Raw genomic sequence first — 15653 nt, 5'->3', positions numbered from 1 at the left:
ACTCTCCCTTCAACACAGTTGCCCCTAAATCCCCTAAAGGGGACTTGGACGCTGAAATGTCCAGATGCACAAAGTCCCCTTTAGGGGATTTAGGGGCCAAAACTCAATACATCATGAAAAAGACCCTCGCGTTGTTCTCCCTCGCAACCCTCCCGTTTTACGCCTTCCGCCACCCTCCCGGCGATGGTAAATCGCCCCAAGCCGTTGCCGACAAGATTTACATCAATGGCAAAATCATCACCGTCAATGCTTCCAATGCGGTTGCGCAGGCGGTGGCCGTGCAGGGCGGTAAAATTCTGGACGTGGGTTCGACGGCGGATATTTCCAAATTGAAAGGAGCCAATACCGTCGTTGTGGATCTGGGTGGAAAAACCGTCATTCCCGGTTTTATCGACGGACACAGCCACTTCATGGGGCTGGGCCGGGCCAAAACCGCCAACGTGGCGGCCCCGCCGGTTGGCCCGGTCAAAAACATTGCCGATCTGGTGGCCGAATTGCAGAAACACAAAGCCGACAGGAAAATAGCGGATGGCGAATGGATCAGTGGTTTCGGCTACGATGTCGATCAGTTGGCGGAGAAACGACACCCGACTAAAGAGGATCTGGACGGTGCTTTTCCGAACAATCCGGTGGTGATTACGCACGTTTCGGGCCACATGGCCGTCGCCAATTCGGCGGCTCTGAAAGCTGCGGGCATCGACCGCAATACGAAAGATCCGGCGGGGGGGATGATTGTCCGCAAAACGGGTACTAATGAACCCGAAGGGCTGCTGCAGGAAAAGGCGCAGGGGCTGATTCGGGGGAAAGGAGACAGCAAACCCGCGACGCTGGACGACCAGATCAATGATTTAAAGGATCAGCAGACGTTCTACGCCAGCCACGGCATCACGACGGCGCAGGACGGCAGCACCAGCTTCGAATCGCTGCAACTGCTCAAAAAAGCCGCCGAACGCAACGCGCTGTTCATCGACATCGAAACGCTGCCGTCGTACGGGATCATCGACAAGGTGCTGGGGAATCCAGATTTCAAGTACGGTGTGCTGGACAATCACCTGAAATTGAATGGATTCAAGTTTGTCTCGGATGGTTCTCCGCAGGGGAAAACCGCTTTTTTCGGAAAACCGTATCTGACCAAAGTGCCCGGCTGCGACAACATCGAGTGCAAAGGCTTTCCGGTAACGACGCAGGAGCAGTTCAACGCAGCGGTTAAAAAAGGGTTCGAAAACAACATTCAGGTATTTGTGCATTGCAACGGCGACGCAGCCATCGACATGTACCTCACGGCCATCGAAGCCGCCAACCGCGATCTGAAAACCACCAGCACCGCCCGGCGGCCCGTCGTGATTCACTCGCAGTTTGTGCGCGCCGACCAGTTGGATCAATACAAAAAGCTGGGGCTGGTGCCGTCGTTTTTTACGAACCACACCTTTTTCTGGGGGGATGTTCACGTTCAAAATTTGGGTCAGGACCGGGCCTTTTATTCGAGTCCGCTGAAATCGGCCCTGAAGCGAAATATCCCTTTTACGAACCACACGGATTATGGCGTTACGCCGGTCAATCACCTGTTTTTGCTGTGGTCGTCGGTCAACCGCCAGTCGCGTTCCGGAAAAACCATCGGGCCGGAGGAGCGGGTCACGCCCATCGAAGGCCTGCGCGCGCTGACGATCAACGGGGCCTACCAATATTTTGAAGAAAAGACGAAAGGTTCCATTGAAAAGGGAAAACTGGCCGATCTGGTGGTGTTGTCGGACAATCCGCTGACCATCGATCCGCTGAAGATCAAAGACATCGTTGTGCTGGAAACCATCAAGGAAGGCCAGACGGTGTTCAAACGATAGCTTTTTAATTGACAGAAAAAGTTAGTTGTATGTGTCTAGTAGGGAGCGGTTTGACTCCCTGCTACATTTTTTTATAAGACAAAAGAGTTGAGACAAGAGAGTAAAGACTAAAGCCGCTGAATTTGATTTTGTCTTTACTCTCTTGTCTCACTTCTCTAATCCAATCTACTAAAATGACTTTATCAAACCTAAAAACCGTATCCATCCGGACGCCCCAGCGCGTGGCGGAAATCTCCTGGTTCAACGACATCATCGGGGGCGACACCGAATACCTGGGCGTTCTGGACGAGGAGCGCCGGAGCAATTTTGAACATTGTCGCGACATCACGCTGACGGCCGAAAACCGGGGCTTCAGCTCCATTCTGTTTCCAACGGCGTTCACGGTCGGGCAGGATGTGCTGACGTTTGCTGCCGGAGTGGCACCCGAAACCCAGTCCATCAACTTGCTGACGGCCATCCGAACCGGCGAAATTCACCCGCCCATGCTGGCGCGCGCCATTGCCTCGCTCGATCACATGCTGAAAGGACGGCTGATTCTCAACATTATCAACTCGGATCTGCCGGGAACGCGCGAAAACCCCGACTTCCGCTACCGCCGTTGCGCCGAAATCATCGAAATCCTGAAACAGGCCTGGACGCAGGATCGCATTGACTACAAAGGTGAGATTTACCAGTTCAACATGCCCGCCGATCCGGTGAAACCGTACCAGCAAAACGGCGGGCCGCTGTTGTATTTTGGCGGCACGTCGCCCGGCTCGCGGGAAGTCTGTGCCAAACACTGCGACGTGTTTCTGATGTGGCCCGAATCGGAGGAAAGCCTGTACGCAACCATGCAGGACATGAGTGCGCGGGCCGCTGCCGAGGGGCGCCAAATTGACTTCGGGTTGCGCGTCCACGTCATTGTGCGGGAAACGGAAGCCGAAGCGCGCGCGTACGCCAAGCGGCTGATGTCGAAGTTCGATGAGCAACGCGGGAAGGAAATCCGCAGCCGGGGCGAGGATTCGCGTTCGCTGGGAGTGGTTCGGCAGGACGAACTGCGCGAAACCGCCGACGACGACGGCTACGTGGAAGACATTCTCTGGACGCACATCGGCAAGGTGTTTTCGGGCTGCGGGGGCGGTTTGGTCGGGAGTCCCGAGCAAATCATCAAGAAGCTGAACCGCTACCTGGACATGGGCATCCGGGCGTTTATTTTCTCCGGTTTTCCGCTGATCGAAGAGGCCAATTACTTCGCCGACCTGGTTTTGCCGCATCTGCCAAACGTCTCGATGCCGGTTTTGCAAAACCGCATTCCCACCGAAACGCCCGTGACACCTTTAACCAATTCTGTTCTGGTATAATCCATGGAAGCTGTTGACGTTACGCCGGTTACCGAACTGAAGCGCGAATTGGGGCTGCTGGATGCCACGCTGCTGGTGGCAGGGGGAATGATCGGTTCCGGCATTTTTATCGTCAGTGCCGACATCACCCGCAACATCGGTTCGGCGGGCTGGCTCATTGCCGTCTGGCTGATCAGCGGTTTTATGACCCTGACGGCGGCCCTGAGTTACGGCGAACTGAGTGGCATGTACCCCAAAGCCGGTGGTCAATATGTGTATCTCAAAGAAGCGTACAATCCGCTGGTGGCTTTTCTGTACGGCTGGAGTCTGTTTGCCGTCATCCAGACCGGAACGATTGCGGCAGTGGGCGTCTCGTTTTTTAAGTTTCTGGCTTATTTCGTGCCGGAACTGAGCGAAGACGTGACGCTTTTCGCCCTGGGTTCGTTCCGGATTTCACCGGCCCAGGTGTTGTCCATCGGTCTGATTCTGCTGCTGACCTACATCAATACGAAAGGCGTGAAAGGCGGAAAAATGATCCAGACTACCTTTACGGCCACCAAAGTGCTGAGCTTGCTGGGGTTGATCGTGTTCGGGTTTATCTACCTCAAACCGGACGTCTGGACGGCGAACTGGAGCGACGCCTGGCACATTCGCAAACTGTCCGGCGACGGTTCTTTTCAAAACTACATCGGCCTTCCGGCTTTGGGTGGCGCCATTGCTGCCGCCATGGTCGGTTCGGTGATCAGTTACGATGCCTGGAACAACGTCACATTTGTGGCCGGTGAAATCACCAACCCGAAGCGGAACATTGGCCTGAGCCTGCTGCTGGGGACGCTGCTGGTTACCGTTCTGTACGTTTCGTTGAACATCATGTTTACAGCGGTTTTGCCGTTGCAGGACATTGGTTTTACGGATAAAGACCGGGTTGGCATTGCGGCTGCCCAGGCCATTTTTGGTGCCAGCGGAACAGCGCTCTTTGCCGTCATGATCATGATTGCGACGTTCGGCTGCAACAACGGCCTGATTCTGGCCGGTGCGCGGGTGTATTACAGCATGGCCAAAGACGGTTTGTTTTTTCGGAAAACCGCCAAGCTAAACCAGCATGCCGTTCCCGAATTTGCCCTTTGGATTCAAGGCCTGGTGGCGTCGGTGTTGTGTCTGAGTGGGAAGTACGGTGATTTGCTGGACATGATTTCGTTCGTTGTCGTGCTGTTTTACATCCTGACGATCTGGGGGATTTTCATTCTGCGAAGGAGAAAACCGGAGGTGCCGCGCCCCTACAAAGCGTTCGGTTACCCGGTTTTACCGGCCCTGTACATTCTAATGGGCGTTGCGTTTTGCGGGTTGCTTATCATCTACAAGCCCACGTATACGTGGCCGGGGCTGATCATTGCCCTCATTGGCGTCCCGATTTATTACGGACTAAACCGCCGGAACCGGTCGGTTCGGGAGGAAGAATAAAAACAGAATCCCATGAAAAAAAGCCTTTTCTCCTGCAAATCCGACGCAATTAATTCCGGGGAAATTTGGAATCTATTTTTTATATACTTTACTTTGTCTAATGATTAAGTAGACTATTGTTTAATGCATTGGTTATCCTATAACCAGTCCTTTTTCAGTTTCGTTGTATGAAATTATCCAGTATAGTTCGCGTAGCTTCGATCCGTTTAGCCGGTTTCCGGCCTTCTTTGCTTTCATCGTCTTTTCCGGGCGGTATTATTGGCACGCCCGTAGCCTGTTGTTGTTGATCCCTTTCTCTTCTTCCCGTCTGTTCAATTTGCATTAAACCTCGGAGTGTTTCGCTCCCGTTGATTCGTTAGTTGCTGTTCGTTGGATAAGTATACAAGGTCCCGTGGCCGGGTGGCCAGGCAGAGGTCTGCAAAATCTCCTACAGCGACGGTCGGCCGCTGCCGTTCGAATTCGCTCGGGACCTCACTTTTCAAGGATTACTCCGTAGGTTTCGGTCATTTTTTCATCACTACATTTTATCTCCTTCGCTTATGACGCTGGTCGAACGCCGTCTGAAAGCTCTGCTTTGTTGCTGTTGTTGTTGCCGATAACCCATCCTCTCTTCATTCCACTTTTTGTGGAAAATGGCAGCGTTTCGACCGGGAAGGTCGTTACGCCGGGGGAAGTATACCCCCACTTTTCAACTTCCTGATGCGAATCAGACCACCAGCAACATTCATTGGCTTTTATGAAATCATTTGCCCCTTTCCATTTCGAAAATAACCTGACGGCCGAACAGCGGCTATTTTTTCAACAACACGGTATTATTCAATTTAAAAACTTCGTCGAAAAAGAAACGGTTGCGGTATTTCTGAGGGAAATTCAGAACGTACAGCATGTGTTATTGAGCCAAGACATAAAGAAAGTAAACGGTATTCCGTTGAAGTTCGGTTTTGACGAAACCGGTCGCACCCTGATTCAGCGACTGGCGTTTACCTCCCATTACAGCAACATTTTGAGTGAATTTTTGAAAGATCCGCGGTTTCAGCTTTTACTGGAATTGTTGGGACCTTACGACGGTCGGATTGGCGAAAATGAAAAAGACGGCTTGGTCGTCAATCACTACGTGAATTCGCCCTTCAGCCAGTTTAAGCAACTGGGGTGGCATACCGACAGTCCGCGCGATTTGTTTATGGGCAGCCGCATTCAGCCGATGTTGAACGTAGGATTGCACCTGGACGATTGCCCCGTTGAGAATGGCGGTTTGCGGGTTCTGGCCGGAACCCATACGCAGGGCCTGATGGGACTGTTTTTCAGGAAAAAATACTTTGTGGATAACGCAGCAGACCCGGCTGAGGTGGGCTTCAACATTGAAGCGGGCGATTTAACCATTCACGATGGCCGGTTGTGGCACCGGGTTCAGCAGTCGCCCGTGGTGGGGGCCAAAAGCCGTCGCCGGGTGATGTACATTCCGTTTATCACGGGTGCCTACCAACCCAAAAATGCTGATAGTCCAACCCCATTTTACCATAAACTGGCCGGTTTAAAACAGAAGCGGGATGCGGCACAAGCCGAACGCAGCGAGAAGTTTGCGTTGAAGAACCTGAACTGGAGCCGTCTTCTGGGGTAATTCAATCGTTCACCAGACCATCAAATCTGACACACACATGCCTTCTGCTTTAATAACGGGTGCTGCCAAAGGCATCGGACGAGCCATTGCCGGGGAACTGGCCCGGCTGAATTATGATTTGTTTCTGATCGACATCGATGAATCGGAACTCCTCCGGACGGCCCGTCGTCTGGAGGAGCAACACGGGAGGTTCACCTACACCCTGACGCTCGACCTGTCGCAGCCGGATGTGGCGCAGACCATTCAAACCTGGTACAAACAGTTTCGGAACGATCTGGAAGTGGTGGTCAACAACGCCGGTTTTGGCCTCAACGGTTCATTCGAGCAGATTCCCATTGCCGAACAACTGGAAGTGATCAACGTCAACATCAAGGCACTGGTTGAAATCTCGTATGCGTTTGTCCCCATTCTGAAAGAACAGAAGAAGGCGTATTTATTGAATGTGGGCAGCACAACGGCTTACCAAACCGTCCCGTACGTCTCGATTTACGCGGCTTCCAAGGCGTTTGTCGTTTCGTTTACGCGTGGTCTGCGCCACGAACTCCGGCATTCCAACCTGTCGGTGAGCTGTTTGAGTCCGGGCAGCACCGACACCGACTTTGTCAACCGCGCCCGGATGGGGGAATCGATCAGGAAAACGGCGTCGAAACTCAACATGAGTCCGGAGTCGGTGGCAAAAATTGCGGTTAAAGGCCTGTTCAGGGGCGAATCGGAGATCATTCCCGGTTTTATCAACCAGGTGGGTGCTTTCCTGCCGAGGGTCGTGCCCAAGTCGCTGGTTGAAAAAGTCGTTGGCGGTATTTACGAGCCCAAAGACAATTAAACTGTTTTTGGGCCGAAATGCCTCGTGTATTCACCGTCTTTATTTCCAAACGAGTAGCCGGATCATCATGGATACGGCGGTGATGATACCAATGCCTGCAACGTCGAGCAGCAACCCGGCATTGCGCATGTCAGCCGCACGAATCCGCCCACTTCCAAACACAATGGTATTAGGCGGGGTTGCAACGGGAAGCATAAACCCAAGCGACGCAGCCAGCGTGGCGGGCACCATCAGCATTAAGGGGGGCAGGTCGGTTACTTTTTGAATGGCTATTAAAATGGGTAGCACCAATTGGATGCAGGCAACATTGGAAGCCAGTTCGCTAATGACACAAACGATAACGCAAATGCCCGCGATAACAACAACGGGGGACGCATCCTTTAAAAAAAGCAGTTCCTGTGCCAGCCAGGAGCTTAGTCCCGACTGATCGCAGCCTTTTGCCAACGCGAAACCACTGCCCAACAAGAGGATGATGCCGATCGGAAGTTTCTTTGCTTCTTCCCAGCTCATCAGCATTTTTCCTTTCTCATTTTTCGAGGGGATTAGAAATAGCAACAATGCCATTCCGATAGCCACCGTGCTATCCGTAATGAACGATGCCTGTGTCCCTAAAAGACGGCTCCAGCCGGTTAGATGAAACGATCCAAAATCAATATCCTTTCGGCCAAACCACAAGTAGGCGGTCATCACAAAAACCGTAAAGACGATCTTTTCTTCAAAAGCCATTTTGCCCAATTGCCGCAGGGAGGCAACGAAGTAACTGCGGTCAAAAACCACTTTTTTTGCATGGCGTAGAAAGGAGAACTTAAGAATAAAAAACGCCGTGGTCAACAAGATTACGGCAATCGGAAAAGCCAGCACAAACCAACTGACAAAGTTCATGTCATGGGCATCCTGGTAAGCATCTACATATATTTTGTAGAAAGCGAGATTCGTGGCCGTTCCCACCAAAGTCGCCATGCCACCAATGGAGGCCGCATAAGCAAGCCCCAGCAGCATGGCTTTGGCGATCGCATTTTTTTGAAAAGGAGATAGGTTGTGTTTTTCCACCTGAATGATAATGCCCAGCACCGCAGAGAGCATCATCATGACGGTAGCCGTATTGGACACCCACATCGAAATAAAAAAAGTAGCGCCCATCACGCCCGCCAGCACGGTGGCGGGGTTGGTGCCCAGTTTCGATAAAATGGACAAGGCAATCCGCTGGTGCAGGTTCCACCGTTCAATCGCAAAAGCGAGCAGCACGCCCCCAATAAATAAAAAAATGGTTTGATCCATATATTGGGCCGCCACCGTTTGCGAATCGGCTATGCCCAGGATCGGAATGAGGATGAAAGGCAGCAGGGCCGTCACGGCCAGGTCGGTTGCTTCGGTGAGCCACCAAATGGCCACCCATGCGGTCACCGCAGCCATTCTGGTAACCTCGGGATGACCCGGGTTTAAGTCAGCAAAAAATAAAACCAGAAAAAACGCAGCTGGTCCGGCTAGTAGCGCACTAAGATGGGCAGGTTTCACAGAATTTCGGTTCAGGCCGTAAAGCACGTCAATAATTCGGTAATAAAGTGCTATTGCTTTGAACTAAAACTGAAAGAAGGAATGGGTGAAAACCTGATGAAGAGAATGATCTCAAAATCACCCTTTACGCACAAAATGCTTATCAGTTAAATGGCTAATTCTATAAAATCAATAAATTTTAGGATCAAGAGCAAAAGTTGTGGAGCAAACAAAAAAGCCACCTCGTTTTCGAAGTGGCTACGTGCTTGATTTGAAGGGTGGGAGTTGACGGGTTCGAACCGCCGACCCTCTGCTTGTAAGGCGTAGCATTTCTATTATAAACTGTTTATTATTGATTATTTATATTACTGCAAATCAGTTATTTATGTAATATTGGTTAATTGTCCTTTGTTGTGCGTATGGTATTATTTATTACATTTGTTTAAACCAGCGTTTAAACCGAAACGCCCGGTTTAAACAAACTGGCAATGGCGAAGACAACTGAGCACAAGGAGGGTAAAGCAACCGTCAAAGCGGTCTATTATACAAGCAAGGTGATGGCCGATGGAAGTCACCCGTTCATGGTTCGCATTACCAAAGACCGTAAATTGAAGTATATAGCAACCGGATTGTCTTTACATCCGAAGTTCTGGAATCCACTGAAAAAGGAGATTCGGAAAAGCTTTCCTGAACCCTTTCGCGATGAATTAATCAAGAAGCTTCATCAGTGGGAACAGAAATATAGTACTGCCGCCGAAACGCTTGCAGATGCCGACGAGATACACGACGCACATGCTGTAGCAACCAAAGCAATTGAAGGCCGGAAACAGGCCCGTAGCGTTACGTTATTAGCTTATATTGACGAATTGGCTATGTTAATGATAAATGCTCGTCAGGAAGGCAACAGCGCAATTTATCGGGACCTTAGAAACCAACTGTCTGACTTTATTAAAGATCAGTATAGCAGCAAGACGAAAGACGTACCATTCAGCGAAGTAACGGTACGGTTTTGCAATCAGTTGGAAAGTTTCTTTCGCAACCGTGGGAACTCCGAAACAACCCTTTCAAACCGTTACCGAACATTACGCGCTGTTTTTAACAAAGCCATTGCCGAAGGCGTTGCCAAACCTGAACAGTATCCATTTGCCCGTAACATTGCTGAAAAACACAAATTCAGTATCGGGAAATTTGATACATCAACACAGAAAAGGGCGATAAGCCGTGAAGAAGTTCGTAAAGTTGAAAACTTTGTTGCGGTTGGAACGGCCACCGGAAAATGGGCAAATATCAAGAACGCGGCCGAAATCGAACGGCTTACGCTGGCACGGGCCGTATTTCTATTTTCTTTCTATTGTGGAGGAATCAATTTTGTTGATTTAGCAAAACTGCGTTGGCGCGACGTTGGTAACGATGCTGAAGGTTTTCCCCGTTTGACCTACATCCGACAAAAAACGGGCGGTAAGTTTTCCGTTCGGTTATTAGCTCCAGCCTTATCCCTTATCGAGCAATACCGGCCTTTTACGCACAACGGCCCAGACAGTTTTATTTTTCCCATTTTAAACGTGAAAACTCACGTTACCGAAAGTCAAGTTCGAAATCGATTGCACAAGATTTTGGGACAAATCAATATCGACCTCAAACTATTGGGCGAACGCGCCGGAATTAAAACCCCTCTGACAACCTACGTTGCCCGTCACTCATTCGCAACAACGCTCCAACAGAAAGGCACTGCTACGGCTGTAATCAGTCAGGCAATGGGACACAAAACAGAAGCCGTTACTGCTATCTACCTTGATTCATTTGCATCGGAAATCGTTGATTCCGCTTATGATGCTCTACTTTAAATACATTTCATCAGAATACTTAATCAAAATTAAAGTGCTTTTTACAAGGCGTGGACAAAAAAATGAGAACTGACAAGACAATCGTTAAATAATAAAGCATTTCTAATTAACCTTGTATTTAATAAAATAAAATATATGGATGCTAAGTTAAATGAAGAAATTATTGAACAATTTATTGAAGAAGCCTTATTGGAAAGCTTTGATGTTCATCCTACTAGATCAGAAGCTGTAGTTGGAATAACCACAAATGAATTACGAAGGGAAGCCGAATACTTGAAAGGCTTCATATCTGTTAAGTCTTCAAAAGAAATTGAAAAATTAGTTAAAGAAGAGCGATTAGATATTACAAATGAATATATAAGTTATAGCTCAATGTATTCAAACGATTGGGATCATATGTATGGCAGCATAGTTAATGATCAATTCTATTTTTTATCAATTATAAAATTTAATGATAAGATAACGAAACTTATTTTTTCGGAGACAAATAAAGTACTTTTTCCTGAAAGTAATAATGATGAAAGTAAACTTACCCATGCACAAATAGCAATGTTATGTTTCTTTGACAAGAAGCCAATAACAGCAAATAATAGTAAAGATATTGCTTCAAAATATGGCTACGTAAATAAAACTAGTGGACAAAAATTATTTGACACTTACAGGATTATACTGAAAGATAGTAATCGTAAAAATTCCAAAAATGCGATCAAGAATTATGAAGCAATTCTTGATCTATTAGAAAATGACAAAGGGAAGGCAGAAGCTGGGAAGGAGTTGCAACAACTGAAAAGTAAGCAAACTTAAAAAAAACAAAATAGTCAACCGGTTGCAACCGGTTGCATTCACTACCGCTTGTTACCATTGCAGCGTAAATCAAACGCTATTAGCAATGTCTTACATAAATCCTTATGAGTTGATAGACCGGCGCTTAACTGCAATTGAGCAGGTATTGCAAGATATACGGCATCAACGGAACAATACTGTAGGTACTCTCGATGAAATCGGTGGTATAGAGTTGGCCCAACAACTTACCCGCTTAAGTAAAGCCCGCATTTACACTCTGGTATCTCAACGGGAAATTCCGCACAAAAAGCGGGGAAACCGTTTGACATTTTCTCGCACAGAACTTATTGGTTGGTTAGAAGAGGGTAAGCGCGCCCAAAAAGGGCTTAACGTATGAAAGGTATGCTTGCGCTCAATAAACTCCGGCACTCTTTTGAAAAAACTGGTTGGCCGCCAACTTTCAATGAAGCTTCTCCTGGGTTTGACTATGAAGACAAAACCGCTTCCGGTTTAACCAAATGTGTTATTGATTACTTCAAATTGTCCGGCCATTTTGCAATTCGGGTAATCAGTACTGCAACCTATAACGCTAACATTCATGAGATTTCCTCACAACAACGAGCGGTAATATTAGGCGTATGGGCCATTGTTGAAGACGCCACAATCTATGTTGAGACAAGGCAGGAAAAAGATGCCAACTCTGAAACGCAAATGCAAACAATTCAGGCACTTTTGACGCCCGATACATTTGTTTATAAAGCGGGCGATTTTGAAGGCTTCTACGACTGGTTTACGACTCTCAAACCAATCCTTTATAAGGGAAATAGTACGCTTCCGTTCGGCTCAACACTAAACGATTGACGCTTCTATTTTTATAAGATGTAGTTAATAACCGGTCATATAGTCAACTAAAACGTGCCAATACCCCGAAGTACTGGCACGTATAAAATCTTTACTTAAATGGAAGAAGAATCAGGCAAAGATACACTAACAATATCAGATATTACAACGGAAATTGCCGCCGATGCCAATCGATTAAAAAATGCCGCGTTCGTTTTCCAACCTCATCAACAATTAATGATTAACTTGTTGGAACAGGTTGAAAAAGTAGACTTCCGAGCATTTGCGTTTAGTTCTGGCAATGAAAATACTTCACAAGACGAGGACTCGAAACTAAGAAAGGAACATTATTTAGTTACCATTGTGGAAGAGCTGTTAGACCTTGCCCAAAAGAACAAATGGGGGCTTTGCCAGCGGAATACACTCATTTATCTCTACAATGGAGCATTTTGGAAAGCCATTGAAAAAGAGGATCTAAAAGCTTTTTTACAAAAAGTAGCCGAAAAGATGGGGGCCGATAAGTTCAAAGCCCGCTATTATGAATTTGCTGACCAATTATTCAAGCAATTTGAGGTTTCGGCGCATTTACCTTCGCCGGTTGCCGATCGTAATACAGTTAAAATTAACCTGATCAACGGGACGTTCGAAATAAATACCATAAGCCAGCAATTACGTCCCCCTGCTTCTACTGATTTTCTTACCCATCAGCTATCTTTTGCTTACAATCCTACAGCGACCGCACCACAGTTTCAGAAATTTTTGGATCGGGTTGTACCTGATATCGAATGTCAAAAGCTATTGGCCGAATATTTAGGCTATGTTTTCATTAGCCCGTCCAAACTCAAACTGGAGAAAACCTTATTGCTCTATGGTTCGGGCGCAAATGGTAAATCAGTTTTTTTTGAGATTGTAACTGCTCTGTTGGGGCAAGAAAATGTTTCCCATTATTCGCTTCAAAGTCTAACCAACGAACCTGCTTACAGTCGCGCTCATCTGGCTACCAAGTTGGTTAACTATGCCAGCGAAATTAACGGCAAATTGGAAGCTAATACCTTTAAACAAATGGTTTCGGGCGAACCGGTTGAGGCTCGTTTGCCTTACGGTCAACCGTTTATAATGACTGAGTACGCCAAATTGATTTTTAATTGTAATGAGTTACCCGCCGACGTAGAACACACTCCGGCCTATTTTCGCCGGTTCCTCATTGTTCCATTTACCATTACTATTCCCGAAGAGGAACAAGATAAACAGTTATCTGCTAAAATTATACAATCCGAATTGTCGGGAGTATTCAATTGGGTTTTGGACGGATTGCGCCGATTACTAATCCAGGAACGCTTTACCGATCCGATAGTCGTACGTGAACAGTTGGAAGCCTACAAACGACAATCCGACACTGTAAGGCTATTTTTAGATGAGCAAGCGTACCAACCTCATATAGATGCTTTTATTTCATTGCAAGACTTATATCGGCACTACAAGGAATTTTGCATTGAGGATGGCTATCGACCTGTGAAGAAATTAAACTTCAGGAAAAGGATTGAAAGCTACGGTATTCTAACTGCTGACCGTAATATTGGTAAAGTCGTATTTGTAAAGAAATCCTATTAAGCTAAAAAAGATGTTGTTTGAACCCCACTTTTATCACTTTTACCACCAGCCGACAAATCTGCTTTTCTGGAAAGATTACTCTAACTCATAAAAAGGCTTGTGCTGTGAGTGGTGAAAGTGATTAAAGTGAGATTCTAAACAAACCTTTTTTCCTACGATATGAAAACACAGGCAAAATCATACCGTTACCAACTTCCTAAAAAGGCTATCAAAACTAATTGTCCGGCTTGCGGCCATAAACACCGTAAGACTCTAAGCTGCTATATAGATACCCAAACAGGCAAAACATTACCCTATTTCTACGGACGTTGCGACCGTGAAAGCAATTGTGGTTATCACTTAAGCCCCTACCAGAAAGGCCCAACAGGATTGAGTTACGCTGATGAAGTTTACCAACGGCGAAAAGAAGAAATAAACCACATTGCCGGTTATAAACCCCAAAAAACGATATTTCACCAAAATAAGCCAGTAAGTAAGAGGCCCGTATATTGCATTCCCGATCCTGTATTTATGCAATCATTAGGTCACTATGACCGAAATCAATTCGCCCAATTACTTATTCATAAATTTGGGGAAAAGAAGGCCAAAGAAGTATTGCAACGGTTTCAGATTGGCACATCAGCTCTTTGGCCTGGAGCCTGTGTATTTTGGTACATTGATGAGCAGGGCCGTAAGCGGGGAGGACAAATAAAACTATTTGATTCTAATTGGCATACCGTCAAATATATTGACCGTGAAGGCAAGAAACAAAGTAAAACTAGTTGGGTTCATTCTGCTCTTATTCGTCGTTACAAGCGGCAAGAAAGGCTGCTTCCTGTGTGGTTAACGGAGTATGAACAAAATGCAGAGCGTTCACCTTGTTTATTTGGATTACCTCAGCTTTCATATGAACCGGTTGAAAAGCCTGTTGGTATTGTGGAAGCTCCTAAAACCGCAATAATATGTACAATTTATATTCCTGATTTTATTTGGATGGCTGTAGGTGCTTTATCATTCCTGAATTCCGAACGATTGGCACCTTTGAATAATCGTAAGATTATGCTTTTCCCTGATCTTAATGCTTTTGAAAATTGGAACCGACGTGCCGAACTATTAAGAGCAAAAGGATTTCAAATTGAGATGTCCGATTTATTAGAACGGAAGTCAACAATTGAACAGAAAAAGCAAGGCTTAGACATGGCAGACTTTTTATTATTACCACAGTGCGAAATGGTGACCAATAAACCGCCGAAGGATACACGTCCGATTATCAACAATAATTAATCTAATGCGATGCAAAACGATCTTTCAAAAAACGAATTTGGCCGTTTGTCAAATGGTCAATTTACGTTTGGTAACAAGTTCAGCCGGTACACCGAAGAGGAACGAGAAGAACAATTTCAAACGTATTTGATTCATCGAAGCTACGGAAAACCGAAAGAGGAGTTTATACTTTGCTCGTACCGTGATTTAGAGAAATGGGCCGATTCTTCGGCAGATAAAAAAGAAGAACTTGAAATGGCCGAACGCAAAGGGCAAGCCTATTGGAGTGGAGTTTTGGTTCGGGCCGCTTTAGGCTTGGAAGTACCCTACAATGACCCAATTACCGGCAAGCTTACGGTACTAAAGCCTGAAAAGGTAAATACAACCCTTTTGATCTTCTATCTCAAAGCATTGTATCCGAAAACTTACCGAGACAATTTGAAAGAAAGTAATCGTGAAGCGGAAAAAACTGTACCGGAATCAGTACCGTTTACAATAATTCAGAATAATATTATTGAAGAATTTACGTTGCTCGGAGCTGCTCTAACAAGTTTCAAGCCTGATTTGAATAAGAATAAATAGCATGTAATTACATTGGAATCAAAATAGATACATTACCCAATTACAAAATGCAATAATATACTAATTAAATTAAACTATGAATATAGAAAATGGCACCTTTGTCTTAATATTCTATATAACCGGAAAGAATGCCTTTTCTGTGTTATTAGATTGAGGTTATTTTGAGTTAGAATATGTAATAGGAACTTTGTGAGCAAA

General features: G+C 46.5%; 13 protein-coding genes. 12 read left to right on the top strand and 1 reads right to left on the bottom strand.

Going from position 1 to position 15653, the window contains the following annotated elements:
• Positions 1-113: 113 nt before the first annotated feature.
• The 5 genes from F0P93_RS19155 to F0P93_RS19135 all read left to right on the top strand — a co-directional run bounded on the left by F0P93_RS19155 (position 114) and on the right by F0P93_RS19135 (position 7059).
• Positions 114-1838, top strand: coding sequence for an amidohydrolase (locus F0P93_RS19155; protein ID WP_191908860.1), 1725 nt, complete (start codon positions 114-116; stop codon positions 1836-1838).
• Positions 1839-2011: 173 nt separating this feature from the next.
• Positions 2012-3178 carry an LLM class flavin-dependent oxidoreductase gene (locus F0P93_RS19150; protein WP_150878799.1) on the top strand — a complete coding sequence of 389 codons (1167 nt, stop codon included), beginning with the start codon at positions 2012-2014 and terminating at the stop codon, positions 3176-3178.
• A 3-nt stretch (positions 3179-3181) separates the two neighbouring features.
• Positions 3182-4618 carry an APC family permease gene (locus F0P93_RS19145; protein WP_150878797.1) on the top strand — a complete coding sequence of 479 codons (1437 nt, stop codon included), beginning with the start codon at positions 3182-3184 and terminating at the stop codon, positions 4616-4618.
• Between the two features lie 736 nt (positions 4619-5354).
• The gene (locus tag F0P93_RS19140) at positions 5355-6236 is read left to right on the top strand and encodes a phytanoyl-CoA dioxygenase family protein (protein ID WP_150878795.1); all 882 of its coding nucleotides are present in this window, start codon (positions 5355-5357) and stop codon (positions 6234-6236) included.
• Between the two features lie 37 nt (positions 6237-6273).
• Entirely contained in the window at positions 6274-7059 is a 786-nt protein-coding gene (locus tag F0P93_RS19135) for an SDR family NAD(P)-dependent oxidoreductase (RefSeq protein ID WP_150878793.1), read from the top strand.
• A 39-nt stretch (positions 7060-7098) separates the two neighbouring features.
• Here the strand turns inward: F0P93_RS19135 and F0P93_RS19130 are convergent, their stop codons facing one another.
• Positions 7099-8574, bottom strand: a complete 1476-nt coding sequence (locus tag F0P93_RS19130; protein ID WP_191908859.1) for an SLC13 family permease — start codon at positions 8572-8574, stop codon at positions 7099-7101.
• A 467-nt stretch (positions 8575-9041) separates the two neighbouring features.
• Between F0P93_RS19130 and F0P93_RS19125 the strand changes: the two genes are divergently transcribed.
• The 7 genes from F0P93_RS19125 to F0P93_RS19095 all read left to right on the top strand — a co-directional run bounded on the left by F0P93_RS19125 (position 9042) and on the right by F0P93_RS19095 (position 15455).
• Positions 9042-10397 carry a site-specific integrase gene (locus tag F0P93_RS19125; protein ID WP_150878789.1) on the top strand — a complete coding sequence of 452 codons (1356 nt, stop codon included), beginning with the start codon at positions 9042-9044 and terminating at the stop codon, positions 10395-10397.
• A gap of 135 nt (positions 10398-10532) precedes the next feature.
• On the top strand, positions 10533-11201 hold the full coding sequence (locus F0P93_RS19120; RefSeq protein ID WP_150878787.1) for a hypothetical protein: 669 nt from the start codon (positions 10533-10535) through the stop codon (positions 11199-11201).
• 85 nt (positions 11202-11286) lie between these two features.
• Positions 11287-11577, top strand: coding sequence for a helix-turn-helix domain-containing protein (locus tag F0P93_RS19115; protein WP_150878785.1), 291 nt, complete (start codon positions 11287-11289; stop codon positions 11575-11577).
• Positions 11574-12041, top strand: a complete 468-nt coding sequence (locus F0P93_RS19110; RefSeq protein WP_191908858.1) for a VRR-NUC domain-containing protein — start codon at positions 11574-11576, stop codon at positions 12039-12041. Before F0P93_RS19115 ends, F0P93_RS19110 begins: the two co-directional genes overlap by 4 nt.
• 99 nt (positions 12042-12140) lie before the next feature.
• Positions 12141-13631: a DNA primase family protein gene (locus F0P93_RS19105; RefSeq protein ID WP_150878781.1), complete on the top strand. Its 1491-nt coding sequence runs from the start codon at positions 12141-12143 to the stop codon at positions 13629-13631.
• Between the two features lie 159 nt (positions 13632-13790).
• Positions 13791-14894 carry a DUF6371 domain-containing protein gene (locus F0P93_RS19100; RefSeq protein ID WP_191908857.1) on the top strand — a complete coding sequence of 368 codons (1104 nt, stop codon included), beginning with the start codon at positions 13791-13793 and terminating at the stop codon, positions 14892-14894.
• A gap of 9 nt (positions 14895-14903) precedes the next feature.
• A complete protein-coding gene (locus F0P93_RS19095; protein ID WP_150878779.1) occupies positions 14904-15455 on the top strand; it encodes a hypothetical protein in 552 nt (183 codons plus the stop codon).
• Positions 15456-15653: the final 198 nt, after the last annotated feature.

The organism is Larkinella humicola, assembly GCF_008727875.1.
Classification (GTDB): Bacteria; Bacteroidota; Bacteroidia; order Cytophagales; family Spirosomataceae; genus Larkinella; species Larkinella humicola.
Note: the sequence above shows the minus strand (reverse complement) of the source record. Positions and strands in the feature narration are given on the sequence as shown.